This window comes from Microvirga arsenatis, from assembly GCF_009910705.1.
In the GTDB taxonomy this organism is placed as follows: domain Bacteria; phylum Pseudomonadota; class Alphaproteobacteria; order Rhizobiales; family Beijerinckiaceae; genus Microvirga; species Microvirga arsenatis.
Map to the genome: position 1 here is coordinate 505106 of NZ_JAAAXJ010000002.1, position 24346 is coordinate 529451.

Sequence of the window (24346 nt, forward strand, 5' to 3'; positions counted from 1 at the left end):
GACCGGGGCAGGCTAAGAAATTCCGGGCAAAGAAACAATGTCCAAGTGATCGCCTTCAAGTGATTGCCCGGCGGATGGTTTTTCAGGCCGCCCGCTTGATGGCCTTCGCCAGCCGCTCCAGCCCGGCGTCGAGGGTGGAATCCTTCTTGGCGAAGCAGAAGCGCACCACGGTCTTCACCGCCCCCTCCGCGTAGAAGGCCGAGACCGGGATCGCGGCGACCCCGTGCTCCAACACGAGCCGGCGGCAGAAGGCGACGTCGTCGGTTTCCCCCAAGGCCGAGATGTCGATGTTGACGAAATAGGTGCCCTGGCTCGGGATCACGTCGAAGCCGAGGGTCTTCAGGCCGTCGGTGAAGCGGTCGCGGCTGCGGGCGAAGTTTTTCCGCATGTCCTCGAAGTAGGAATCGTCCTTGGCAAGCCCGTAGGCCACGGCGTGCTGCAGGTTCGGCGCGGTGGTGAAGGTGAGGAACTGGTGGGACTTCGCCAGCACCTTCATGATCGGCGGCGCGGCGCAGACGAAGCCCACCTTCCAGCCCGTGAGGCTGAAGATCTTTCCGGCCGAGCCGATCTTCACCGAGCGCTCGCGCAGGCCCTCCAGCGCCAGGATCGGCCGGTGCCGCCTGCCGTCGAACACCACATGCTCCCAGACCTCGTCGGAAATCGCGATGGCGTCGAACCTCCGGCAGAAATCGGCCAGGAGGTTCAGGTCCTCGTCGGAGAACACGGTGGCCGTGGGGTTGAGCGGGTTGTTGAACACAACCGCCTTGGTCTTCGGCGAGAAGGCTTTTGCGAGCGCCTCCTCCGTCAGGCGGAAATGCGGCGGCTGCAGGGTGACGAATTTCGGCACGCCGCCGGCGAGCCGCACGAGGGGCAGATAGGCGTCGTACATGGGCTCGAACAGCACCACCTCGTCGCCCGGCTCCACGATGCCGAGGATGGCGCCCGCGAGCGCCTCCGTGGCGCCCGAGGTTACCATCACCTCCGTGTTCGCATCGAGATCGACCCCCTGCCAGTGCCGGTAATGGGCGGCGATCGCCGTGCGCAGCTCCGGGATGCCCATCATCGAGGGATACTGGTTGTAGCCATTGAGCACCGCATCCGCCGCCGCACGCCGCACGTCCTCCGGCCCCGGATCGTCCGGAAAGCCTTGGCCGAGATTGATAGCCCCGGTCTCCCGGGCCAGGCTCGACATCACTTCGAAGACGGTGGTGGGCAGGTTGGCGAACAGGCGGTTCATGCGGCTCTCTCGTGCGGAGTTCTTGGAAGGCGCTGATGGCTTCGTATCACGGAGCGGCGGGAGATCGAACCCTTGTTGACCCATTCGGGTCATCCCGGACGGAGCGCGGCGGAGATCCGGGATCGGGAGCAGGATGTAACGCAGGTCTCCCTCTCCCGGATCTCGGGAAAACCCGAGATCCGTTCCTGCACGCCTAAGTCGGGAACACCCGACTTAGGAGGGGAGAGGGTCGGGGTGAGGGGTGAGTGTCCTATCCGGAGAGAGCGTAACCCCTCACCCGCGCCTGAAGGCGCGACCTCTCCCACCGGGAGAGGTGAACTTGCGCTGTTCTCGTCGTGCGATCCCGGATCGGCTTTCGCCGTCCGGGATGACGATGCGAGGGGCGCTTTGTCATCCTGGCGTTTCATGCTCTATCGGGGAGGGTCAATGAAACCGTCCCCATGCCTCGTCCCCGATCCCCTCTCATTCCCTGCCTCGCCGTCCTCATCGGAGCCTTGAGCCTTGGCTCCCTCCTGATCGGCCCGGCGCCGATCACGGCGCCGGTGGCGGTGAAGGCGCTCGTGTCCGATCAGGGGGCGGCGAGCGTCGTGGTGCGGGAGATCCGGCTGCCGCGGACATGGCTGGCCCTCATGATCGGCTGGATCTTCGGCCTGTCGGGCGCGGCGCTGCAGGGCCTGCTGCGCAATCCGCTCGCCGACACGGCGGTGTTCGGCGCGCCGCAGGCATCGGCCTTCGGGGCGGTGCTCGTGATCTATTCCGGCCTCGTGGGCACCCTGTCCTGGGCCCTTCCCGTCGCGGCGATCCTCGGCGCGCTCCTGTCCATCGGCCTCGTCGTTCTCGTGGCGGGCCGCGGGGCGAGCGTCGTGGTGCTCGTCCTGGCAGGGCTTGCGGTGGGGAGCCTCGCCGGAGCGGGCACCTCGCTCGCCATCAGCCTGTCGCCCAATCCCTTCGCGGTGACGGAGATCGTGTTCTGGCTGCTGGGCTCCTTCGAGGACCGCTCCGCGACGCATGTGCTGCTGGCCGCGCCCTTCGTGCTCCTGGCCTCGCTCCTCATCCTGCAGGCCGCTTCGGGCCTGCGGGCCCTGTCGCTGGGCGAGGAGACGGCCCTGAGCCTCGGGGTGGACGTGGCGCGGCTGCGGGGCCTGATCGTCGCGGGCGCCGCCATCGGCACGGGAGCCTCCGTGGCGGTGGCGGGGTCCATCGGCTTCGTGGGCCTCGTGGCGCCCCATCTGGTGCGGCCCCTCACCGGCTACGATCCGGCCCGCACCCTCGTGCCTGCGGGGCTTGCCGGCGCGGCGCTGCTGCTCGCGGGGGATTGCGCCGCGCGCCTGATCCCGTCCGGCACGGAGGTGAAGGTCGGGGTGCTCACGGCGCTGCTCGGGGTGCCGTTCTTCCTGTGGGTGATCGCCCGCCGCAAGGCGGAACTCTTGGAGACGCCCGCATGACGCTTGTCGAAGCCCGCTCCTTAAGCGTGGATCTCGGCGCCCGCCGGGTTCTCGACCGGGTGAGCCTCGCCCTGGAGCCCGGCCGCCTCACGGCCGTCGTCGGCCCGAACGGTGCCGGCAAGACGAGCCTGCTGCGGGCGCTCGCCGGGCTGCTGAGCCCGGCCGGGGGCGAGGCCGTCCTGAACGGCGCCCCGGTCGACCGCATGCGCCCCGCGGAGCGGGCGCGGGCCATCGCCTATCTGCCGCAGGGCGGCGGCATCGCCTGGCCGCTGCCGGTGGCGGAGGTGGTCGCCCTCGGCCGCCTGCCGCACGGCGAGCGGCCCGGGGCCCTGCCCGAAGCCGGCCGGCAGGCCGTCGCGGCGGCGCTCGCGGCGGTGGGGCTGCAGGGCTTCGAGAATCGCCCCGCCACGGCGCTCTCCGGCGGGGAGCGCACCCGCGTGCTTCTCGCCCGCGCCCTGGCGACGCAGGCGCCCGTGCTCCTTGCCGACGAGCCGGTCGCGGCCCTCGACCCGCGCCACCAGCTCGTGGTTCTCGGCGCCCTGAAGGACCGCGCCCGGGAGGGGGCCACGGTGGCCGCCATCCTGCACGACCTCACCCTCGCCGCCCGCTTCGCCGACACGATCCTGCTGCTGCGGCAGGGACAAATCGAAGCGCTGGGGCCTCCCGAGGCGGTCCTGACCGAGGCGCGGATCGCCGTAAGCTTCGGGGTCCGCGCCGAGGTGCTGCGGCAGGCAGGCCGTCCCGTGGTGGTGGCGCTGAGCCCCCTTTCCGGGACTTGAGAGGGCTGCGCCATGTGCATTGTGAAAGATACATGGTTACATTGACAAAGCCCGGAGGCCTCCGATACCCCGGAGCCGGGACGTGGCAGGATCATGAATCGGCAGGATTTCAAGAAGACGCTCATCGTTGTGCATGATCTCGTGATGACGGGCGTGGCCGTCCTCGCGACCTTCTTCGTGCGCTTCGAGGGGTCGCTCCTGAACGAGCGCCTCGTTCATCTCCCCCTCTTCCTGCCGCCCTTCATCGCTTTTGCCGGCGTGATCTACTGGTTCTCCCAGCTCTACCGCTCCAAGTGGCGCTTCGCCTCCCTGCCGGACCTGTTCAACATCTTCCGGGCCTCCAGCATCCTGGCGATGACCCTGCTGGTGGTGGATTACGTCCTGGTCTCGCCGCAGCTCCTGGGCACCTTCTTCTTCGGCAAGATCACGATCGCCCTCTACTGGCTGGTCCAGATGTTCCTGCTGGGCGGCCCGCGGCTCGCCTTCCGCTACCTGAAATACGCCCGCTCCCGCCAGACCCTGCAGCGCGATTCCAGCACGCCGACCCTGCTGCTCGGGCGCGGCAGCGACATCGAGGTGATCCTGCGCGCCATCGAATCGGGAACGGTCAAGAAGGTTCATCCCAGAGGCATCCTGTCCTGGCGCGCCGACGATCTCGGCCAGTCCATGCGCGGCGTGCCCGTGCTCGGCAGCTTCGACGACCTCGACCAGGTGGTGCAGGACTTCCAGGAGCGGGGCGTCCCGATCCGCCGCCTGCTGGCGACGCCGGGCGCCCTCACGCCGGAGGCGAACCCCGACCGGCTGCTCGCCCGCGCCCGCCGCCTCGGCCTGCCCCTGGTGCGGGTCACGAGCCTTGGCGAGGGCATGCGCGATGCCGAGCTCGCGCCGCTGGAGATCGAGGACCTGCTCCTGCGCCCCACCGTGCAGATCGACCGGCAGCGGCTCGAGGCCTTCATCCGCGGCAAGCGCATCCTCGTCACCGGCGGCGGCGGCTCCATCGGCTCGGAGATCTGCACCCGCGTCGTGGCCTTCGGCGCCAGCGACCTGCTCATCCTCGAAAGCTCCGAGCCCTCGCTCCATCACATCCTCGAGAACCCGACGCTTCTGTCCAGCGACACCAACGTGGACGGGGTCATCGCCGACGTGCGCGACCGCGAGCGGGTGCGCGAGGTGATGGGCGAGTTCAGGCCCGACGTGGTCTTCCACGCCGCCGCCCTCAAGCACGTGCCCTATCTCGAGAAGAACTGGACGGAGGGCATCAAGACCAACGTGTTCGGCTCGGTGAACGTGGCCGATGCGGCGGTGGAGGCGGGCGCCGCCACCATCGTCATGATCTCCACCGACAAGGCCATCGATCCGGTCTCGATGCTGGGCGCCACCAAGCGCTTCGCCGAGATGTACGGGCAGGCGCTGGACGCGGAGTTCATGGGGCGCAACGGCGCCACCCGCACCATCGCCGTGCGCTTCGGCAACGTGCTGGGCTCCGTGGGCTCCGTGGTGCCGAAGTTCAAGGCGCAGATCGCCCGGGGCGGGCCCGTCACCGTCACCCATCCGGACATGGTGCGCTACTTCATGACCACCCGCGAGGCGGCGGACCTGGTGCTCACCTCCGCCTCCCATGCGGAGGAGAGCCGCTCGCTGACGGAGCGGTCCAACGGCGACGAGCGCGCCTCGGTCTATGTGCTGAAGATGGGCCAGCCGGTGCGCATCTACGACCTGGCCGAGCGCATGATCCGCCTCGCCGGCTACGAGCCCGGCGAGGACATCGAGATCGCGGTGACCGGCACCCGCCCCGGCGAGCGCCTGCACGAGATCCTGTTTGCCCGCGAGGAGCCGCGCACGGAGATCGGCATCGACGGCGTCATGGCCGCCAAGCCCATCTTCGCCGACCGCACGCGGGTCGATCAGTGGCTGAAGCTCCTCGCCCGCGCGGTGGCGGAGGGCGACCGCGCCCTGGCCGAGCGGGTGTTCGAGGAGGCTATCCCCGAGTTCAAGCGCCGGAAGCCTGCGCCGCCGCCCGCCGCGCCAGTTCCGCAAGCCCGTCTCGCGTCGAAGTGACCGGCTGCCATCCCAGCTTCCGGAGTGCCTCGGAACTCGCGACCAGCGAGCCCGCCAGGCGCTCGTAGGCCTCGCCTTTTCCCGCCAGAGCCGCCGCGCCCTTCAGCGCGAAGGCGGGCACCGGCACCAGCCCCGGCCCGCGCCCCAGGCCCTTGCGCAGGGCGGTGACCATCTCAGGGATCGTGACCGGCTCCGGATCGGCCGCGATGAAGGGGCGCCTCAAGGAGCCAGGCGCCTTCAGCAGGGTGTCCATCGCCGCCGCCAGATTGTCGAGGGACAGCAGCGAGCGCTTCGCCGTCAGCCCGCCGAGCGGCAGGGGCCAGGGCTTCATGGCGAGGGAAAGGAGCGCGGCCATGTTGCCCTTCACGCCTGGGCCGTAGACGAGAACCGGACGCAGGGCCGCCCAGTCGAGGTCGAGTTCCGCCAGGCCCCGTTCCGCCTCGAGCTTGGAGCGGCCATAGGCATCGGTGGGCCGAGGCTCCATCTCCTCCGTCAGCACGCCCTCGGCCGAGGGGCCGCTCTGGGCGCGGATGGAGGAGAGAAAGACGAAGCGCTTGACGCCCGCCCGCTCGGCGGACTGGGCGAGCTTCACGGTCGCCTCCGCGTTGATGCTGCGGTAATCGTCCTCCGGCCGCCCGGACATGGCATGGGCCAAGCCCGCCGAGTGGATCACCATGTCCACGTCGCGCAAGGCGGCCGCCATGTTGTGGGGCGAGGCGATGTCGCCGATGACGGCGCTCGATGCGCCCTCCGGAACCTCGGAGGGCCGGCGCAGCAGCACGCGGACCCGGTAGCCGCGCTTGGGCAGTTCCGCGAGAAGGTGCCGTCCGATGAAGCCCGTCGCGCCGGTGAGGGCAATGAGGGGTGCATTCATCGGGAAACCTCCAGGGGAGCTGTTGCGCGCGGACGGGAGAAGCGCCTGAGAACCAGGCCGACGAGAACGCCCCCTGAAGCGAGCGCTGCGATCTGCACCGCGGCAGAGGGCCAGATCAGTGTCATAGCGGCGAGGGCGGCGAGGACAAGGTTGAGCCCGAACACATGGGCGCTGACTTGCATTGCCGAGAAGCCGTTGTCGGTGGCCTTCTGGTAGAAATGGCTGCGATGGGCCTCCCACACCTTTTCGCCGCGGGCGAGGCGGCGCAGCAGGGTGATGGTGGCGTCCATCAGGTAGTAGAGCGGCAGCAGGAGAGCGGCCGCGAGCGCGCCGGTTCCGGCGAGTTCCAGCAGCATCCAGCCGACGAGCAGCCCGATGGGCAGCGAGCCCACGTCGCCGAGGAAGAGTTTTGCGACGGGCTTGTTGAAGGGCGCGAAGCCGAGGAGCGCGCCGCAAAGGGCGGCGGCCACATAGAAAACCTCTGGAGTGACGGCCTCAGCGGGCAAAGGATCGCCGGCGATGAAATACAGAATGGGAATGGAGGCCGTGATCGGCACCATCTCGGCCACGGTGATCCAATCGAGCCCATCCATGAAGTTGACGAGGTTCACGAACCAGACCCCGCCGAGGATCAGGAGCGTCTGCTCGGCGATGACAGGAACGGTCTCCGGCAGGACCCGCACGCCGCTCGTCCCCACGACTGCCGTGACGGCTGCCATCTGCAGCAGCAGGCGTGGGACCGCAGGCAGAGGACGGATGTCATCCACCGCACCGACGAAGGCGAGGATCACGGCGGCTGCGGCCACGATGGGAAATGTGTGTACCGGAAAGCCCGTCAGCAGGATTCCGCCTGCCACAAGGAGACAGGCGCCAATTACTGCAATTCCACCGCCTTGCGGCGTCGGTATCTTGTGGCTTGAGCGCGCATTGGGACGCGCCAGCGCATAGCGGACGAGCAACGGCTTCAGAAGAAGGATCAGGAGGGCTGAGACGAGCGCCGACGCAAACAGAGTCAGGAGCAGGATCGGCAACAGCAGGATCTCGACGGGGACCATCTCACGCCCCGTGATAGCCGCGATACCAGGCCACGAACCGCCGGATGCCCTCCTCGAGCGGGGTTGCGGGCGCGAAGCCCACGTCGCGGCGAAGATCCGTCACGTCGGCGCGGGTCTCCAGCACGTCGCCGGGCGGCAGGGGCACGTCCACGCGCCTGGCCTTCCGGCCGAGCTGCTCCTCGATCAGGGCGATCAGCCGGTTCACCTCTTCGGGCGAGTCGTTGCCGATGTTGTAGACCCGGTGCGGCGCGGCGCTGGTGGCCGGGTCGGGCTTTTGTGCATTCCAGGCCGGGTCGGGGGAGGGCGCGCGGTCGACGAGCCGCACGATGCCCTCCACGATGTCGTCGACATAGGTGAAGTCGCGCCGGACCCTGCCGCCGTTGGCGACCTGGATCTCCCGGCCCTCGGCAATGGCATGGGTGAACTTGTAGACAGCCATGTCCGGCCGGCCCCACGGCCCGTAGACGGTGAAGAAGCGAAGCCCCGTGCAGGGCAGGCCGAAGAGATGGGCATAGGAATGCGCCATCATCTCGTTGGCCTTCTTGGTGGCGGCATAGAGGCTGATCGGGTGGTCCGTGGTGTCGTGCTCGGAGAAGGGCAGCGTGCGGTTGGCGCCGTAGACCGAGCTCGACGAGGCATAGACGAGGTGGCCGACGCTCTCCTGCCGGCAGGCCTCCAGCACGTTCATGAAGCCCAGGAGGTTGGAGGCGGCGTAGGGCTGGGGGTCGACGAAGCGCACCCCGGGCTGGGCGGCCAGATGGATGACCCGCTCGAAGCGGTGGTGCCGGAACAGGTCGCGGGTGGCCTGCGCATCGGCAAGGTCCAGGCGTTCGCCGAGAAAGGTGTTGTAGGGGCTGAGCCGGGCGAAGCGGGCTTCTTTCAGGGCCACGTCGTAATAGGGCGTGAAGCTGTCGACGCCGACCACCTGCCGGCCCTCGGCCAGAAGCCGCTCGACCATATGATAGCCGATGAACCCGGCCGCACCGGTGACGAGAATGGGAGAGGACATGGGAGGCCCGCGCTTGGTTAGACGGCGGGCACCTTAGCGGCCTGGGCCCGATCCGCAACCGTCTCGTCGGCGGGGGCAAAGGAGAGGAACTGGCGCTCCCGCGCCATGAAGGCGGTGGGCATGATCCGCTGCATCTCGGCCTCGGCCGCCTTCAGGGTGGCATCGTTATGGCCGGGATAGAGGTGGAAGATCGCCAGGGCCTTCACGCCCGATTGCTGCGCGAGCTCGACCCCCTTCTGCCAGGTGGAATGGCCCCATCCGCGGCAATAGGAATATTCCGCGTCGAAGAACATGCCGTCGAAGATCATCAGGTCCGTGTCGCGGACGAAGGCGGCGAGGTCCGGATCGGGCCAGGGGTCGCTGTGCTCCACGTCGCTGATGTAGCAGATGCTGCGGCCCCGATGGCTCAGGCGGAACCCCGTGGCGCCGCCGGGATGGTTGAGGGGATGGGTCTCGATCCGGGTGCCGTCGTCGAAGGTGATCGGCTCTCCCGCCCTGAAGCCGTGATGCTCGAAGCGGGCCGGCAGCTGGCCGAGGCGCACGGGAAAGAGCGGCGGCGCGAAGAGCCTGCCCAGCGGCTCCATGGCGCTCTCCCCGTCCAGGTGGCCGCAATAGGTGCGGATCACGCGCTCCTTGGCGAGCAGGGCGGGCTTGAAGAAGGGAAGGCCGCTGATGTGGTCGAGGTGGAGATGGCTGAGGAGGATGTCGATCTTGTCGGGGGCGTTCTGGGCGAGCTCGGCGCCCAGTGCGGACAACCCCGTTCCCGCATCGAGGATGAACAGGCGCTCGCCGCAGCGAACCTCGACGCAGGGGGTGTGCGATCCGAACTCGACGAATTCGGGTCCGGAGGCGCAGGTGGATCCCCGAGTGCCCCAGAACCGGACCTGCAACGCGTCGGAAGATGCAACACACCTCAGCATTTCAAGATCATGATCAATCGAAAACCCCACCGATGTGCGCTGGCGCACACGTCATAAGCTGCTCATGGGCCGGAGGCCGGGTCAAGGCGAAAGATGTCACGCACGCAGGGCCGCCAGGGGCCTGGTGCGCCGATCCACCACCGGCTCGCCGCGCTCGAAACGGATAACCGCGTCGAAGGGCGGTTGATCCATGGCAGGGGAAATCTCAGGCGTCACGAGGATCAGCCCGCGGCCGACGAGGGCGCGGCGCAGGTTCATCACCAGCCTGTCGGCGGCCGGTCCCGGCAGGCCGTCGAGCGCCCGCTGCACCACCAGGATGCTCGGCCGGCGCACGAGGCAGCGCACCAGATCGACGGCCGCCGCCTCGGTGAGGGTGAGGTCGTCCCCTTGCGGATCGATGGGCGTGTCGAGGCCGATGCGCGACACCTCGCTGTCGAGGCCCCTTTGCGTGAGCACCCGGCGGGTCACCTCCTGCACGGCCTCCAGCGCGCCCGCCTGGTCGGCCGCGATGCGCCCGAAGAGCAGGTTGTCCTGGATGCTCGCCGCCGCGCAGAAGCGTGCCTCGTCGTAGAACTCGATGGAGGACTTCAGGCTCAGCGGCAGCATGCGGGCGAAATCCGCGCGGGCCACGAGGATGCGCTCCTCCAGCCCCTCCTCGAGCAGGCCGAGGCGGTGCCGGCTCTCGTTGTAGCGAAGCGCGAGGCCGATCAGACGCTCCTGGTCGCGCGCGGTCTGGTCGCTGCGGCGCTGCTCGTTCTTCCGGTCGACGAGGTCCTGGAAATAGGGCCGGTCCGCCGCGGAGAAGAAGGAGAAGCGGTCGAAGAGCGGGGATCCGTCCGGGATGTCGGAGAAAATCTCGATCATGCTGGTGGCGATGGAGAGCCCCATGCGGGCGAGCGGCTTGGTGAGCTCGTTGGCCTCCAGGATCGCCCGCACGAAGGGATGGCCCGACAGGCGCTCCTCCTGGAAGGCATCGCCGATGGGTTTGCCGAACAGCAGGTTCTCGCCGATGGTGGCATAGCGGTTGTAGCGCGTGGCGCTGAAGGGATCGACGAAGCGGTCGAGCCCCTCCGCCGCGAGCGCGGCCTGGACCATCCGGCGCGCCTCGACGAGGGCTTCGGCGAGCTTCGGCTCGCGCCCCGGGTCGATGGTGCCGGACAGGCCGCGCGCATGGGTGAGCCGGTCGAGCCCGGCCACCGCGATCGCCTCGGACAGCCGGTGGTCGCGCTCAGAGGCGGGCGCCGTGCAGCCATAGAGCAGGTTGTCTCTCAGGCTGCCCTCGATCAGCACCGCGCTGCCCGCAAAGGCGATGCGCTGGCTGCGCTCCACCGGATCGGCGGCTGAGAGATCGACGCCGCCATAGGAGAGGCGGCCGATGGAGGGCGGAAGCTGGCCGCTCATGAGGGCGGCGAGGAGCCGGGGCCCGGCATCGCCGTCGCCCACCAGCGCCACGTGGGAGGGAAAGGCCAGGGTCAGGTTGACGGCGGCCACCCGCGCGCCGCTCGCCGGATCGTAGGCCGAGACCCCCTCGGCCACGAGCGCGCCGCTCTCGGGAAGGCTCGCCTTGCCCTTGACAGCCGCGCGCAGCTTGAGGGGCGCCAGGCTCTTGCCCAGGTCGATGAGCAGGGCCCGCGCGCGCAGGACGAGCCGGTGCCACTGCACCACTTCCCGGGTGCCATAGGCGGCAAGCGCCGCGGCAAGCACGCAGGCGGCCACGGTGCCGGCGCTCAGCGGGCGCTCCTGCGCGAACCAGGCGCCGAGCGCCAGCACGGCCAAAGGCGCGATCATGAGCACGGCGGCGGACCCCGCCTCGGCCAGGGCCAGGCGGTATTCGTAGCCCATCACGGGCCGGTGGCTCTGCAGAAGCGCCGCGCGCACCCGGTCCCGCTCGAAGGGAGCGGTGCCATGGGCGCGCAGGGCCGGGATGCGCTGCTCCAGCTCCTGAAACACGTCGCCGGCCTCCTCGCCTTCCCGGTTGCGGGCCGTGGCGGCGTCGAAGCGCAGGATCGAGCGGCGGGCGCTCACGACCGCGCCGGCGGCAATCACCAGCGCCAGCGCCGCCCCGAGATGCCAGTCCATGACGAACACATAGGTGCAGGCGAGCCCGATCATGCCGCCGAGCTTCACCGGGACCAGAAGGCTCGAGCCCAGCACCCCGTTCTCGCGCGCAAGCCCGCGGGAGGCGAGCGCCGCCACCATGTCGAACTCCTCGCGGGAGGCGGAGGGCACCTTGATGATCGCGTCGACGGCCGCCGCCTGCGCCCTGGTCAGCATCCGCAGGCCGATTCCCACCGCGAGGGCCTCGATCCCGATCAGGATCAGGCCGATCAGCACGGGGACGAGCAGGATGCCCGCCACGGAGGCGAGGGCGAAGGCCTGCGGGCTCAAGCTGAAGCCGGGAAACAGCACCAGGGGCTCGGGCCAGAGGCTTGCCGGCGGGGTGAGGGCCAGCCGCAGGAAGGCGGCCGGCGCGTTCCAGGCCTCGGGCCCGCCGGTCGCCCGGTCCACGACAGCGCGGACGAGATCGAAGCCCATGACGATGAGAAGGCCCGCCAGGGCCAGAAGCCCGAAGCCGGCGAGATGACGGGCAGGAGAGGTCTTCCAGGCCAGGCGCAGCGGGTCGCGCTCGATGACGGCTCCCAAGGATGGCTCCAACGTGGATCGCGGTTGATGACGTTAGCGGACCCTAGAGCATTTTTTCGTGAAAGGGATAGGAGGCGAATGCAAAAAGTGCGCTCCCGCACCCCTCTCGTCTCCCCCGGACGGGACTCTATCTCACCTCCCTGCTGCCTGCGAGGAGGATCGGTGATCCCGCCCATGACATCCGCTCTGCCGCTCGATCCGGTGTTCCAGCTGGTTCTCGAGGTTCCGGGCCTCGCGCCGAGCCCGTGCCTGCCGCACCGCCTGACGGATCTCTTCCGGGAACTGGCGCTGGAGGAGCCCTCCCGCCCGGTGGAGGAGATCGAGGATCAGATCTGGGCCCTGTGGGGGTCGCACGAGGACCGGATCGCCGAGGAGACCATGGCGGCCGCGATGGAAGCCCTCGAGGCCGGATCGCTCGGGACGGCGAGGCCCCTTCTCGATCACCTCGTCGCCCAGCACCCCACCTGGGCGGAGGCCTGGAACAAGCGCGCGACGCTGGCCTCCATCGAGAAGCGCGATGCGGACAGCCTCCTGGACATCGCGCAGACCCTGCGCCTCGAGCCGCGCCATTTCGGCGCCATCGCGGGCTTCGGCAATCTCTGCCTGAGGCACGGCCATCTCAACGAGGCCCGCGCCGCCTTCCAGATCGCGCTCGGCATCAACCCGCACATGGAGGACCTGCGCGACATGCTGGAGAACCTTTCCCCGCACCACCTGATGCTGCACTAAGCGGCAACGGGACGGGCTTTGCAGCGGCGAGGGCGGGGAGGGGCCAATAACGGCTCTCCGCGCCCCGTGCCCAAAGGCCGCCTTGACCCGAAGCGCGCTCTCTTTCCAGGATGGAGGATATCCCTAAATCAAAAGATGGCGTGCGCCCTCCGGCGACACGTTGCGGGGCAGAATGGTTATCACCGGAACTCACGACTCCTTTCTCGTCGCCCTGTCGATCCTGATCGCGACCGTCGCCTCCTATACAGCCCTGGACCTGGCAGGCCGCATCCGGACGGCGCAGGGCTGGACCGGCCATGCGTGGCTGGCCGCAGCAGCCTTCGCCATGGGCGGCGGCATCTGGTCGATGCACTTCGTGGCCATGCTTGCCTTCAGCATGCCCGACATGGCCATGAACTACGACATGGGACTCACGGCCCTGTCCTTCGTCCTGCCCATCGTGGTCACCGGAATCGGCTTTCATGTCGCCAACCGCCCGGACATCGGCCTCACCACCCTCGCCCTGAGCGGCCTCTTCATGGGGCTGGGCATTGCCGGAATGCACTACACGGGCATGGCCGCGATGCGCATGCCGGCCGATCTCAGCTATGATGGCCTGTGGGTCGCCGCCTCCGTCCTGATCGCCATCGGCGCCTCCGCAGTGGCCCTGTGGCTGGCCTTCCGCCGGACCGGGCCGGGGCAGAGGCTCGTCGCCGCCGTGGCCATGGGGATGGCCGTTTCGGGCATGCACTATGCAGCGATGCGGGCCGCCATCTTCACCACCCATGCGGCCGTGGACCACGCCCATGGCCAGGCCAGCCTGGAGCAGACCAGCCTTGCCCTGGCGGTTGCGGCCACGACCTTCGCGATCCTGTTCCTCGCCCTGATCGCCGCCATGTTCGACCGCCGCTTCGCCCTTCTGGCCGAGCGGGAGGCCGCCGCCCTGCGCGCCAGCGAGGAGCGCTACCGCACCCTCTACAGCAAGACCCCCCTGCCCCTGCATTCCCTGAGCGAGGCCGGCATCATCGAGCATGTGAGCGACGCGTGGCTTGAGCTTCTGGGCTACCGCCGCGAGGAGGTGGTGGGGCGCCCCCTCACCGATTTCATGACGGAGGATTCGATTCAGCGCCGGGCGGAGCTGGTCTGGCCGAGGCTCCTGCGGGAGGGGGCTGCGAAGGATGTCGAGTATCGCCTCGTGACCAAGACCGGCGCGGTCCTCGACGTGCTGATGTCCGGCCGCGTCGTGCGCGACGCCGAGGGCCGGTTTCTCTACGTTCTCGGCGGCGTGGTCGACGTCACGGCCCGCAAGAAGGCCGAGGAGGCCCTGCGGCAGGCGCAGAAGATCGAGGCGGTCGGGCACCTGACGGGCGGCGTGGCCCACGACTTCAACAATCTGCTGGCGGTGGTGCTCGGCAACCTCGAGCTTCTGCGCAGGCGCCTCCCCGACGACCCGAAGGCGACCCGCCTGCTCGACAACGCCATGCAGGGAGCCCGGCGCGGCGCCGCCCTGACCCAGCGCATGCTCGCCTTCGCCCGACGGCAGGACCTCAAGCCCGAGCCGGTCGACGTTCCCGACCTCGTCAAGGGCATGGCCGATCTGCTCCAGCGCTCCATCGGTCCGATGATCCTGATCGAGACGCGCTTCCCCCTGAGCCTTCCCTGCGCCCAGGCCGATGCGAACCAGCTCGAACTGGCGCTGCTGAACCTCGTGGTGAACGCGCGCGACGCCATGCCCGAAGGAGGAACGATCACGATCGCGGGGCGGGAGGAGGTGGTCGCTCCGGGGCATGCCAGCGGTCTTGCGCCGGGAGGCTATGTCTGCCTCTCGGTGTCCGACACCGGCCACGGCATGGACGAGGCGACCCTGGCACGGGCCATGGAGCCGTTCTTCACCACCAAGGGCATCGGAAAGGGCACGGGCCTGGGGCTGTCGATGGTGCATGGGCTGGCGGAGCAATCGGGTGGGCGGCTGATGCTGAAGAGCCGCAAGGGGCAGGGCACCACCGCCGAGATCTGGCTGCCCGTGATCGCCGCGAAGGCTGCGGCTGCGGCCGCACCGGCTCAGGAAGCGGAGACGGCCGGCGCAAGGCCGGGCGCCGGTCCCTTCACGATCCTGGTGGTCGATGACGACACCTTGGTCCTCCAGAACACGGCGGTGATGCTGGAGGATCTCGGCCACCGGGTGCTGGAGGCGAGTTCAGGCCAGGAGGCCCTGGAGTGGCTGATCCGCACGCCGTCGGTGGATCTGGTGATCACCGACCATGCCATGCCCGGCATGACGGGGCTCCAGCTCTCCGATGCCATCAGGAAGCGATGGCCGCATCTGCCGGTGATCCTGGCTTCAGGCTATGCGGAGCTGACGTCCGAGGTGAGTTCCGCCGTCGCGAGGCTCAACAAGCCGTTCCGGCAGGAGGAGCTCGCGCGGGTCGTCAGGCAGAGCATGGAACAGGCCGCGGCAGGAAAGGTGGTCCCGTTCCGCTCCAAGCCGGCCGAGGGCCCCGTGGGACGGGAAAGCTAGTCGCCGAGGCTCCGCGACGGGCCGTGGAGCCGCCGGGTCCCGGCGCCGGTGAGCATGCCAGACCCCCGTTGCGTGCATTTGTAACTCTCTCCCCTGCCGAGCTATCCACCTTCATGGCCCCGCGCGACCTCCTCCTGATGATTCTCGTCTGCTTCCTGTGGGCGGCGCATACCATCGTCAGCAAGCTCGTGGTCTCGGGCATGGAGATCCCGCCCCTGTTCTACGCCGCGATCCGCTTCGGCATCGTGGCCCTCGTCGCCCTTCCCTGGCTGCTCCCGGCGCCCCGGCCGCGCTGGCGCATCCTGCTGGTGGGGTTCCTGATGGGGAGCGGAGGCTTTGCCCTGTTCTTCCTCGGGATCAGGAGCGCGAGCCCGTCGAGCGCCGCGGTGGTGAGCCAGCTCGGGATTCCGATCACGGCGCTTCTCTCCCTCCTGATGCTGGGCGAGCGGATCGACCGCAGGCGCGGCTTCGGCATCGTGCTGACCTTCACCGGGGGCGTGCTCGTGATGTGGGACCCGGACAGCGGCTTTCCGCTCTCCGCGGGCCTCCTGCTCATCCTGGCCTCCACCTGCACCGGCTCGCTTGCCGCCGTGATGATGAAGCAGATCAAGGGTGTGCGGCCCCTGCAGTTCCAGGCCTGGGTCGGGCTCGCCTCGGTGGCCCCCATGGTGCTCCTGACCGCGGCGTTCGAGACCGGTCAGGCGGCAAAAGCTGCGGAGGCAGGCTGGGCCTTCGTGGGAGCCCTCCTGTTCTCTGCCCTCGTGGTGTCGCTCCTGGCGCACACGATCTATTACGGCCTGATCGGCAAATACCCCGCCAACCTGATCGCGCCGCTCACCATCATGAACCCCCTGTTCACGGTGCTTCTGGGCATCGCCGTGACGGGAGACCGGTTCGACGGGCGCATGGCGCTGGGAACGGGGCTCGCCCTGTGCGGGGTCCTGATGATCGTGCTCCGGCGCGACGGTGCCTCGAAGCCGGCCTGGACCCGGTGGAAGCGCCTTCGCTGAGCGCGACAACGGGGCCGTTGCGGGGCCTTGGCAGCGGGATAGGCTTAAGGAGCCATGTCCGATTCGCCCGCCTCCCTCCCCCGCCCCATCATTCTGCCCGCCGACGGGCGCCAGTCGCCGGTGGCGGCCGGGATCCAGCGCGGCGTGCGCCGCCTGTTCTCGCAGATGGGCCACGTCACCCTGCCGGAATTCACCCTCGCCAACGGAAGGCGGGCCGACCTCATCGCGCTCGCACCCGACGGGGCGCTCACCATCGTGGAGATCAAGTCGAGCGTGGCGGATTTTCGCGCCGACCGGAAATGGCTGGACTACGAGGATTTCTGCGACCGCTTCTATTTCGCGGTGCCGGAGACGGTGCCCTTCGACATCCTGCCCGAGGATCGCGGCCTCATTATCGCCGACAGCTTCGGCGCGGCGATCCTGCGGGAAGCCTCCCACCACCCGCTGGCGGGCGCGCGCCGCAAGGCCGTGACCCTGCGCTTCGCCCATGCGGCCGCATCCCTGCTGCACGCGCTCGCCGATCCCGACAGGATCGCCGACGGGCGGCTCTGACGCTCTGGGCGCCCGCGCAGCCGGAAACAAAAAAGGAGCGGACTGGTCCGCTCCTCATCCTGCATCGCTCTTGGCTTTTTACCGTGGCGCGCGCTTGGCCAGGATCCGCTGCAGGGTCCGGCGGTGCATGTTGAGGCGTCGCGCCGTCTCGGAGACGTTGCGGCCGCACAGCTCGTAGACCCGCTGGATGTGCTCCCAGCGCACCCGGTCCGCGGACATGGGGTTTTCCGGCGGAAGCGCCCGTTCGCCCGGCTGGGCCATGAGGGCCGCGTGGATCTCGTCCGCGTCCGCCGGCTTGGCGAGGTAGTCGAAGGCGCCCATCTTCACCGCCGTCACGGCCGTGGCGATATTGCCGTAGCCGGTGAGGACGACGCCGCGCGCGTCGGGCCGGCGGTGCTTCAGGCGCTCGATCACGTCGAGACCGTTGCCGTCTCCAAGGCGCATGTCGATCACGGCGAAGGCCGGCGGTTCGCTTTCGATGGCCGCAATGCCGTCCGCCACGCTCTCGGCCACGCGCACCTGATAGCCGCGGCCTTCCATGGCGCGGGCCAGCCGGGTCGAGAACGGCCGGTCGTCGTCGACGATCAAGAGACTCTTGTCGGCGCGATCTTCGAATGCGGCAGGCGCATCGGCCATCAGAACATCTCCTTGCATTGTCAGGACTATTCCCCTCTGAGGCGAGCCTGTCCGGCCCTGCTCTCATATGGGAATTGATCCCCTAACCTTTGAGAGGCACCAGCGAACCTCCCTGCGGCGAAATTGCCGCACCTCGTTCAAACGCATGACGCGGCCAAACGATCCGCGCGATGGCGCCCGAGGCCGGCGGAGCGGCGTTCGACAGGGTCAGCTCGGCGCCCGATCGCTCGATCAGCGTCTTGGCGATGAAGAGGCCGAGCCCCAGGCCTCCGCCCTCCTCGCTGTCCTCCGTGCGCTCGGCGGCGCTGCGGGTGGTCACATAGGGCTCGCCGACCCTGAGCAGGATATCGGGCGCGTAACCGGGGCCGTCATCCCGGATCTCGATGAAAACCTCGTGAGGAGACCAGCAGGCCTCCACCGTCACCTGGCTCTCGGCGAAGTCGGTGGCGTTGTCGAGGATGTTGGACAGGCCGTAGACCACCCCCGGATTGCGCCGGCACAGGGGCTCGGGACCGTTGCCCTTGGCGATCACCTTCACGTCGTAGCCCACCGCCCGCTGGGGCTCGACGATGTCCGCCACCAGGTGGCTCAGCGAAACTGTTTCGAGGAACTCGCCCTCGTCGCTCATGGAGGTGAGCTTCGTCAGGATCGTGCGGCAGCGCTCCACCTGCTCCTGCAGGAGCCTCAGGTCCTCGCCCACGGGCCCGTCCTTGGGCATGGAATGGCTCAGCTCCTTGGTGACCAGCGCGATGGTGGCGAGCGGCGTTCCGAGTTCATGGGCTGCCGCCGCCGCCAGGCCGTCGAGCTGCGACAGGTGCTGCTCGCGGGCGAGCACCAGCTCCGTGGCGGCGAGCGCCTGGGCGAGCTGGCGGGCCTCCTCCGCCACGCGCCAGGCATAGATGCCGGTGAACGCGGTGCCGAGCAGGATCGCGGTCCAGATCCCGCTCACGTACAGGAACGGCAGGGTGAAGCTCTGCCCCGGAAACCAGGGCAGCGGCCGATGGGCGAGCACCAGAAAGGTCGCGCATCCCACGGCCAGAAGGCCGAGGCCCAGGGTCCGCTCCGGCGTCAGGGCCGTGGCCGAGATCAGGACGGGCGCCAGGAACAGCATGGCGAAGGGGTTTTCGAGCCCGCCGGTCAGGTAGAGGAGTGCGGCGAGCTGCAGGATGTCGAAGGCAAGGAGCGCCGTGGCGACGTTGTCGCTGAGCCGGTGGCTCGCCGGATACTGGATGCGCAGCAGCAGGTTGACCCAGACCGAGGCGAAGATCACCAGAAGGCACAGGGCGAAGGGGAGGGGAAATCCGAGCCCGAAGCGGACCCCGATCACCGCTGCGGACTGCCCCGCGACGGCCAGCCACCGGAGGCGGACCAGGGTGTCCAGGCGCAGGTGCCGGGCGTGATGGGTCAGGCTCTTCGGTTCGATCCGGGACATGCTGGACAGAATAGGGCCGGTGCCCCTTTCGCCAAGCAGCGCCCGCCGGCCTCTTTTCCTATCCGGAGCCCGATGAAGGCCGTGCAACCTTCAAGCAATGCTCCGAAACCAAAGTATGTCATCCGTTTTCGCGATGGACCGACAAGCTTGTTGCAATAAGCTCAAGGAACTTTAATCTTAAAATTACGGTTGAGGATAAAGCCTACCGCATCGTGCGAGAACCAGGCGCCCGGCCTTTGGGGACACAGATGAACCTTTCTTATGTTTGGTACGATACCGCACACTGGCTCTTGAGCCCCGCCCGTGCAGCCTCGGATTTCACAAAGCACTTCTTCGACAATCCCGGAAACCCGCTCACCAACACCCCCTACGCCCGGACCGTCTCCGCGGCCTGCGAATTGTTCGAGCGCACCACCCGCCGCTACGGCAAGCCCGCCTTCAACCTGCCCACCACCCGGATCGGCAACGAGACCGTGAGCGTGATGGAGCGCATCGTCTGGGAGCGCCCCTTCTGCCGGGTGGTCTCCTTCGAACGCACCCACCGCGCCGCCAAGAACCAGCCCAAGCTCCTCATCGTGGCTCCCATGTCCGGGCACTACGCCACGCTCCTGCGGGGCACGGTGGAGACCTTCCTGCCCACCCATCAGGTGATGATCACGGACTGGGCCGATGCCCGCATGGTTCCCCTGGCGGAAGGCCGCTTCGACCTCGACGACTACATCGACTACATCAAGGCCATGTGCCGGGACCTCGGCCCGGACCTCCACCTGATGGCCGTGTGCCAGCCGGCGGTGCCGGTGATCGCGGCGGTGGCCCGCCTGGAGGCGGAGAACGATCCCTTCATCCCGCTCTCCATGACCCTCATGGGCGGCCCCATCGACACCCGCCGCTCGCCCACCGCCGTGAACCGGCTGGCCGAGGAGCGCGGCATCGAATGGTTCCGCCGCCACTGCATCACCAAGGTGCCCCCGTCCCATCCGGGCTTCTGGCGCGACGTGTATCCGGGCTTCCAGCAGCTCTCCGGCTTCATGGCCATGAACATCGACCGGCATCTCACCGCCCATTGGGAGATGTTCAACCACCTGGTGGAGGGCGACGGCGATTCGGCCGAGAAGCACCGGGAATTCTACGACGAGTACCTCGCCGTGATGGACCTGACCGCGGAGTTCTACCTCCAGACGGTCGAAAAGGTCTTCGTCAACCACGAGCTGCCCAAGGGCGAGATGATGCACCGGGACCAGCCGGTGGATCTCATGGCCATCCGGCGCTGCGCCATCATGGCGGTCGAGGGCGAGCGGGACGACATCTCGGGCGTGGGCCAGACCCTGGCCGCCCTCGAATTGACCCCCAACCTGTCCTCCGACAAGAAGCTCTATCACCTGCAGGCCGGGGTCGGTCACTATGGCGTCTTCAACGGCTCCCGGTTCCGGGCTGAAATCGCTCCTCGAATCGTTGAATTCATTGAGAATCACGCTCGAGAACCAGTCCGGAAGGCCGCGTCAAGAGCCTGATCCCGTTCTTGATACGTTCCTAGGAGCGGCAAACGGCTGCGCTGACAGAATCAGCGTGGCGGGGCAGATTGCGGACATGAAATCCGCCCTGTTCCGCCGCGTTCCTGCGGATCCGCCGCATCTCAAGGTCGTCCACGACGGCCAAACCTTCAAGGTGGCCCTCAAGCGCCGGCCGACGGCCAAGCGCATCACCCTGCGCGTCTCCAACGCAACCGGCGAGGTCGTGCTCAGCATCCCCGAGCGCACCGATGTGGGCCTGGCCCAGAAATTCGCCGACAGCCACAGCCAGTGGATCGCCACCCGGCTCGCCCGGGTGCCCGAGCGCGTGCCCTTCGAGCCGGGCGCCCTCGTGCCCTTTCGCGGCGTGCCTCACCGGATCGTCCACTGGTCCACGATCCGCGGCGTGACCCGGGCCACCCGCGGCAGCGCGGGCGAGCCGATCATTGCGGTGGCGGGCGAGGCCGCCCATGTGGCCCGCCGGGTGCGGGACTTCCTCGAGGCCGAGGCGCGGCGGGACTTCGCCGCCGCCGTCAGGAAACATACGGCCCAGCTCGGCGTCGCCGCCAAGCGCATCACCGTGCGCGACACCAAGAGCCGCTGGGGCTCCTGCTCGGCCAACGGGGCGCTCAACTTCTCCTGGCGGCTCATCATGGCCCCGCCCTTCGTTCTGGACTACCTCGCCGCCCACGAGGTCGCCCATCTGCGCGAGCTCAACCACTCCGCCCGGTTCTGGAAGCTCACCCACCAGCTCTGCCCCCGCACCGACGAGGCGGAGGCCTGGCTCAAGGCCTATGGCAGCGCCCTGCACCGGATCGGCTGACGGATCCCGACCGCATGCAGCCCGGGAGCGACGCCGGGCTGCGGAACAACGTTTGGGCCAAACGGCCGCTATTCTCTTGCGCGAGCAAAAGGCTTAAAAGGGCGCTCGACCATCACCGCCCGATTTCCAGCAGACAGGCCGATCTCGTGAAAAAAGTCTTCGTCAAATCCTATGGCTGCCAGATGAACGTCTATGACGCCGAGCGCATGACGGACATGCTGGCGGCGGAGGGCTACAGCGAAACCAAGGCCATGGAGGAGGCGGACCTCGTCATCCTCAACACCTGCCACATCCGCGAGAAGGCCGCCGAGAAGGTCTATTCCGAGCTCGGCCGCGTGCGCGAGCTGAAGAAAGAGCGCGAGGCTTCGGGCCAGGAGACGAAGATCGTGGTCGCCGGCTGCGTGGCGCAGGCCGAGGGCAAGGAGATCCTGCGCCGGGCGCCTGCCGTCGACGTGGTGGTGGGGCCGCAGAACTATCACAACCTGCCGAGCCTCCTGAAGAAGCCGCGCTCCGAGCGCGTGGTCGATACGGAATTCCCCATCGAGGACAAGTTCGACCATCTGCCCCAACCCTCGAAGGCTGCGATCCGGACCCGCGGCGTGTCGGCCTTCCTCACCATCCAGGAGGGCTGCGACAAGTTCTGCACCTTCTGCGTGGTGCCCTATACCCGCGGCGCGGAGGTCTCGCGCCCCGTCGCCAAGATCCTGGACGAAGCGATGCGCCTCGCCGATGCGGGCGTGCGCGAGCTGACGCTGATCGGGCAGAACGTGAACGCCTATCACGGCGAGGGGCCGGACGGCTCCGTCTGGTCCCTGGGGCGCCTGCTGCACCGGCTGGCCGAGGTGCCCGGCATCGCGCGCCTTCGCTACACCACCAGCCATCCCCGCGACATGGACGACGAGCTGATCGCGGCCCACCGCGACCTGCCCGCGCTGATGCCCTATCTGCACCTGCCGGTGCAGTCGGGCTCCGACCGCATCCTCGACGCCATGAACCGCAAGCACACGGGCGACGAGTACCGCCGCCTGATCGAGCGCATCCGGAAGGCGCAGCCCGATCTGGCCCTCTCCTCCGACTTCATCGTCGGCTTTCCCGGCGAGACGGATGCGGAGTTCGAGGACACCATGCGCCTCGTGGCGGATGTCGGCTTTGCCAGCTCGTTTTCGTTCAAGTACAGCCCCCGTCCCGGCACCCCGGCGGCGGAGATCGAGGCCCAGGTCCCCGAGGCGGTGAAGGCCGAGCGCTTAGGCCGGCTGCAAAACCTGTTGGAATCGCAGCGGCAGGCCTTCAACCGCGGAACCGTCGGCCAGACTCTCGACGTTCTCCTGGAGAAGCCGGGTCGTCACCCGGGCCAGATGGCGGGCAAGTCCCCCTACCTGCAGGCCGTGCAGTTCGAGACCGACCGCCATGCGGCAGGCGAGATCGTGACGGTGCGGATCACGCAGGCCGGCTCCAACAGCCTGTTCGGGGAATGGGTCGGCCCCGGCAGCCAGGCGGCGGCCTAGATCCTGGCCCGACGAGGCCCCATATCCGTCCGTCGCAGCCCCTGCGGCGGATCATCAGAGGAGAGGCATTTGAGCCCAGCGGACAACGCAGCCGCACGAGCCCAGAAGGGACGCAACCCCGGCGGCCCGCATCCCGGCGTCGTCGAGGAGGCGGAAATCATCCTCACCTTCGAGGACAACCGCCTCGCCAGCCTCGTCTTCGGGCAATACGACCAGAACCTCGCCCATCTGGAGCGGCGCCTCGACGTGACCGCCATCGCCAACGGCAACCGGGTCACCGTGAAGGGCACGCCGGAGGCCTCCGAGCTGGCGCGCCGGGTGCTGGAAGGGCTCTACGACCGCGCCCGCGGGGGCGGGGCCCTGGGGCCGGGCGACGTGGACGGCGCCATCCAGGAGAGCACGCTCCAGGGCAGCCTCTTTCCCGCCGAGGAGCAGCCGGCGGCGCCCGGGCTCACCGCCTTCGACCAGATCTCCACGCGCCGGCGCGGGCCGGTGCGGGCCCGCAACGCCTCGCAGAACGCCTATATCAAGGCCCTGAAGACGAACGAGCTCGTCTTCGCCGAAGGCCCCGCCGGCACCGGCAAGACCTGGCTGGCCGTGGGCTATGCGGTCTCGCTCCTCGAGGCGGGGCAGGTGGACCGCCTGATCATCTCGCGGCCTGCAGTGGAAGCGGGCGAGCGCCTCGGCTTCCTGCCCGGCGACATGCGCGAGAAGGTCGATCCTTACCTCCGCCCGATCTACGACGCGCTCTACGACTTCATGGAGGCCCGGCACGTGGACCGGGGCCTGCAGACCGGCATGATCGAGATCGCGCCGCTGGCCTTCATGCGCGGGCGCACGCTCACCAACGCCCTGGTGCTCCTCGACGAGGCCCAGAACACCACCACCATGCAGATGAAGATGTTTCTGACCCGCCTCGGCGAGGGCTCGCGGATGATCATCACCGGCGACCCGACGCAGATCGACCTGCCGCCGGGCCAGAAATCCGGGCTCGTCGAGGCGGTGCGCGTGCTGCAGGGGGTCGAGGGCATCGCCCGCGTGACCTTCAAGGAGGCGGACGTGGTGCGCCACGACCTGGTGCGCCGCATCGTGACCGCCTACGAGAAGGCGGCGCGGGAGGCCCCGCCGGAGCAGCCCCGTCAGGACCGCCGGCCGTGATCGAGCTCGACATCATAATCGAGGCGGACGGCTGGAGCCGCCTCGCGGACGCGGAGGCCCTGGCGCAGAGGGCGGCGGCGGCGGCGCTCGCCGTCTCCGACGCGGCGGGGGGTGCTTTCGAGGCGAGCGTCATGCTCACGGACGACGCCCGGATCCGGGAGCTGAACCGCACCTGGCGGGGCAAGGACAAGCCCACCAACGTGCTCTCCTTCCCGGCTCCCGAGCAGCCCGGCGCGGCGGGCCCTCGCCATCTGGGCGATATTGCCTTAGCCTATGAAACGCTGGTGCGCGAATCCGAGGAGGAATCCAAGGAGCTTGCGCATCATTTTGCCCATTTGATCGTCCATGGAATCCTGCATCTCCTCGGCTACGACCACGAGGTCGAGGAGGAGGCGGAAGAAATGGAAGGTCTCGAAGTCAAGGCGCTTGCCGCTCTCGGCATCGCCGATCCCTATCGCGATTTGGCAGCATGAAGG

20 protein-coding genes are annotated in these 24346 nt (G+C 68.6%); 12 read left to right on the forward strand and 8 right to left on the reverse strand.

Annotated features, from left to right (window positions below; all coding sequences use genetic code 11):
* Positions 1–82: 82 nt before the first annotated feature.
* Positions 83–1237 (reverse strand): aminotransferase, encoded by a 1155-nt coding sequence (locus tag GR303_RS05725; protein WP_161720975.1) that lies wholly within the window; start codon positions 1235–1237, stop codon positions 83–85.
* A 440-nt stretch (positions 1238–1677) separates the two neighbouring features.
* Between GR303_RS05725 and GR303_RS05730 the strand changes: the two genes are divergently transcribed.
* The 3 genes from GR303_RS05730 (at position 1678) to GR303_RS05740 (ending at position 5519) form a co-directional block, all read left to right on the forward strand.
* Positions 1678–2682, forward strand: a complete 1005-nt coding sequence (locus GR303_RS05730) for a FecCD family ABC transporter permease (RefSeq protein ID WP_161720974.1) — start codon at positions 1678–1680, stop codon at positions 2680–2682.
* Positions 2679–3461: an ABC transporter ATP-binding protein gene (locus GR303_RS05735; protein WP_161747573.1), complete on the forward strand. Its 783-nt coding sequence runs from the start codon at positions 2679–2681 to the stop codon at positions 3459–3461. Before GR303_RS05730 ends, GR303_RS05735 begins: the two co-directional genes overlap by 4 nt.
* Before the next feature lie 93 nt (positions 3462–3554).
* Entirely contained in the window at positions 3555–5519 is a 1965-nt protein-coding gene (locus tag GR303_RS05740; RefSeq protein WP_161726322.1) for a nucleoside-diphosphate sugar epimerase/dehydratase, read from the forward strand.
* Here the strand turns inward: GR303_RS05740 and GR303_RS05745 are convergent.
* The 5 genes from GR303_RS05745 to GR303_RS05765 form a co-directional block, all read right to left on the reverse strand.
* Positions 5452–6393 carry an NAD-dependent epimerase/dehydratase family protein gene (locus GR303_RS05745; protein WP_161726323.1) on the reverse strand — a complete coding sequence of 314 codons (942 nt, stop codon included), beginning with the start codon at positions 6391–6393 and terminating at the stop codon, positions 5452–5454. The two genes, GR303_RS05740 and GR303_RS05745, sit on opposite strands and share 68 nt — an antisense overlap.
* A complete protein-coding gene (locus tag GR303_RS05750; protein ID WP_161726327.1) occupies positions 6390–7448 on the reverse strand; it encodes an MraY family glycosyltransferase in 1059 nt (352 codons plus the stop codon). The genes GR303_RS05745 and GR303_RS05750 overlap by 4 nt, the downstream gene beginning before the upstream one ends.
* 1 nt (position 7449) lies before the next feature.
* Entirely contained in the window at positions 7450–8457 is a 1008-nt protein-coding gene (locus tag GR303_RS05755; RefSeq protein ID WP_161726329.1) for an NAD-dependent epimerase/dehydratase family protein, read from the reverse strand.
* A 17-nt stretch (positions 8458–8474) separates the two neighbouring features.
* Positions 8475–9377: an MBL fold metallo-hydrolase gene (locus tag GR303_RS05760; RefSeq protein ID WP_161726331.1), complete on the reverse strand. Its 903-nt coding sequence runs from the start codon at positions 9375–9377 to the stop codon at positions 8475–8477.
* 96 nt (positions 9378–9473) lie between these two features.
* The gene (locus GR303_RS05765; protein ID WP_161726333.1) at positions 9474–12020 is read right to left on the reverse strand and encodes an ABC transporter ATP-binding protein; all 2547 of its coding nucleotides are present in this window, start codon (positions 12018–12020) and stop codon (positions 9474–9476) included.
* Between the two features lie 174 nt (positions 12021–12194).
* On the opposite strand from GR303_RS05765, the gene GR303_RS05770 reads away from it, so the two are divergent.
* From GR303_RS05770 to GR303_RS05785, 4 genes are all read left to right on the forward strand, one after another.
* Entirely contained in the window at positions 12195–12749 is a 555-nt protein-coding gene (locus tag GR303_RS05770) for a hypothetical protein (RefSeq protein WP_161726335.1), read from the forward strand.
* A 172-nt stretch (positions 12750–12921) separates the two neighbouring features.
* Complete coding sequence (locus GR303_RS05775; protein WP_161726337.1) at positions 12922–15246, forward strand: MHYT domain-containing protein; 2325 nt, start codon at positions 12922–12924, stop codon at positions 15244–15246.
* A gap of 113 nt (positions 15247–15359) precedes the next feature.
* The gene (locus GR303_RS05780) at positions 15360–16256 is read left to right on the forward strand and encodes a DMT family transporter (RefSeq protein ID WP_161726339.1); all 897 of its coding nucleotides are present in this window, start codon (positions 15360–15362) and stop codon (positions 16254–16256) included.
* Between the two features lie 54 nt (positions 16257–16310).
* A complete protein-coding gene (locus GR303_RS05785; RefSeq protein ID WP_161726341.1) occupies positions 16311–16808 on the forward strand; it encodes an MmcB family DNA repair protein in 498 nt (165 codons plus the stop codon).
* Between the two features lie 78 nt (positions 16809–16886).
* Here GR303_RS05785 and GR303_RS05790 read toward each other — a convergent pair whose 3' ends face one another.
* Both GR303_RS05790 and GR303_RS05795 read right to left on the reverse strand, forming a co-directional pair.
* A complete protein-coding gene (locus GR303_RS05790) occupies positions 16887–17444 on the reverse strand; it encodes an ActR/PrrA/RegA family redox response regulator transcription factor (RefSeq protein WP_161726342.1) in 558 nt (185 codons plus the stop codon).
* Positions 17445–17526: 82 nt separating this feature from the next.
* The gene (locus tag GR303_RS05795) at positions 17527–18876 is read right to left on the reverse strand and encodes an ActS/PrrB/RegB family redox-sensitive histidine kinase (protein WP_161726344.1); all 1350 of its coding nucleotides are present in this window, start codon (positions 18874–18876) and stop codon (positions 17527–17529) included.
* 248 nt (positions 18877–19124) lie between these two features.
* Here GR303_RS05795 and GR303_RS05800 point away from each other — a divergent pair, with 248 nt between their 5' ends.
* The 5 genes from GR303_RS05800 (at position 19125) to ybeY (ending at position 24343) form a co-directional block, all read left to right on the forward strand.
* Positions 19125–20387: a polyhydroxyalkanoate depolymerase gene (locus GR303_RS05800; protein WP_161726346.1), complete on the forward strand. Its 1263-nt coding sequence runs from the start codon at positions 19125–19127 to the stop codon at positions 20385–20387.
* A gap of 76 nt (positions 20388–20463) precedes the next feature.
* Positions 20464–21207, forward strand: a complete 744-nt coding sequence (locus GR303_RS05805) for a M48 family metallopeptidase (RefSeq protein ID WP_161726348.1) — start codon at positions 20464–20466, stop codon at positions 21205–21207.
* Between the two features lie 146 nt (positions 21208–21353).
* Positions 21354–22712 (forward strand): tRNA (N6-isopentenyl adenosine(37)-C2)-methylthiotransferase MiaB, encoded by a 1359-nt coding sequence (gene miaB, locus GR303_RS05810; RefSeq protein WP_161726349.1) that lies wholly within the window; start codon positions 21354–21356, stop codon positions 22710–22712.
* A gap of 69 nt (positions 22713–22781) precedes the next feature.
* Complete coding sequence (locus tag GR303_RS05815; RefSeq protein WP_161726351.1) at positions 22782–23870, forward strand: PhoH family protein; 1089 nt, start codon at positions 22782–22784, stop codon at positions 23868–23870.
* Entirely contained in the window at positions 23867–24343 is a 477-nt protein-coding gene (gene ybeY, locus GR303_RS05820) for an rRNA maturation RNase YbeY (protein WP_161726353.1), read from the forward strand. Before GR303_RS05815 ends, ybeY begins: the two co-directional genes overlap by 4 nt.
* Positions 24344–24346: the final 3 nt, after the last annotated feature.

Coding starts and splice junctions, on each gene's coding strand:
- GR303_RS05785 (WP_161726341.1), top strand. CDS start 16,311: ATGTCCGATTCGCCCGCCTCCCTCCCCCGCCCCATCATTCTGCCCGCC.
- GR303_RS05755 (WP_161726329.1), bottom strand. CDS start 8,457: ATGTCCTCTCCCATTCTCGTCACCGGTGCGGCCGGGTTCATCGGCTAT.
- GR303_RS05730 (WP_161720974.1), top strand. CDS start 1,678: ATGCCTCGTCCCCGATCCCCTCTCATTCCCTGCCTCGCCGTCCTCATC.
- GR303_RS05745 (WP_161726323.1), bottom strand. CDS start 6,393: ATGAATGCACCCCTCATTGCCCTCACCGGCGCGACGGGCTTCATCGGA.
- GR303_RS05760 (WP_161726331.1), bottom strand. CDS start 9,377: ATGCTGAGGTGTGTTGCATCTTCCGACGCGTTGCAGGTCCGGTTCTGG.
- GR303_RS05805 (WP_161726348.1), top strand. CDS start 20,464: ATGAAATCCGCCCTGTTCCGCCGCGTTCCTGCGGATCCGCCGCATCTC.
- GR303_RS05750 (WP_161726327.1), bottom strand. CDS start 7,448: ATGGTCCCCGTCGAGATCCTGCTGTTGCCGATCCTGCTCCTGACTCTG.
- GR303_RS05770 (WP_161726335.1), top strand. CDS start 12,195: ATGACATCCGCTCTGCCGCTCGATCCGGTGTTCCAGCTGGTTCTCGAG.
- GR303_RS05800 (WP_161726346.1), top strand. CDS start 19,125: ATGAACCTTTCTTATGTTTGGTACGATACCGCACACTGGCTCTTGAGC.
- GR303_RS05780 (WP_161726339.1), top strand. CDS start 15,360: ATGGCCCCGCGCGACCTCCTCCTGATGATTCTCGTCTGCTTCCTGTGG.
- GR303_RS05795 (WP_161726344.1), bottom strand. CDS start 18,876: ATGTCCCGGATCGAACCGAAGAGCCTGACCCATCACGCCCGGCACCTG.
- GR303_RS05790 (WP_161726342.1), bottom strand. CDS start 17,444: ATGGCCGATGCGCCTGCCGCATTCGAAGATCGCGCCGACAAGAGTCTC.
- GR303_RS05775 (WP_161726337.1), top strand. CDS start 12,922: ATGGTTATCACCGGAACTCACGACTCCTTTCTCGTCGCCCTGTCGATC.
- GR303_RS05735 (WP_161747573.1), top strand. CDS start 2,679: ATGACGCTTGTCGAAGCCCGCTCCTTAAGCGTGGATCTCGGCGCCCGC.
- GR303_RS05740 (WP_161726322.1), top strand. CDS start 3,555: ATGAATCGGCAGGATTTCAAGAAGACGCTCATCGTTGTGCATGATCTC.
- GR303_RS05725 (WP_161720975.1), bottom strand. CDS start 1,237: ATGAACCGCCTGTTCGCCAACCTGCCCACCACCGTCTTCGAAGTGATG.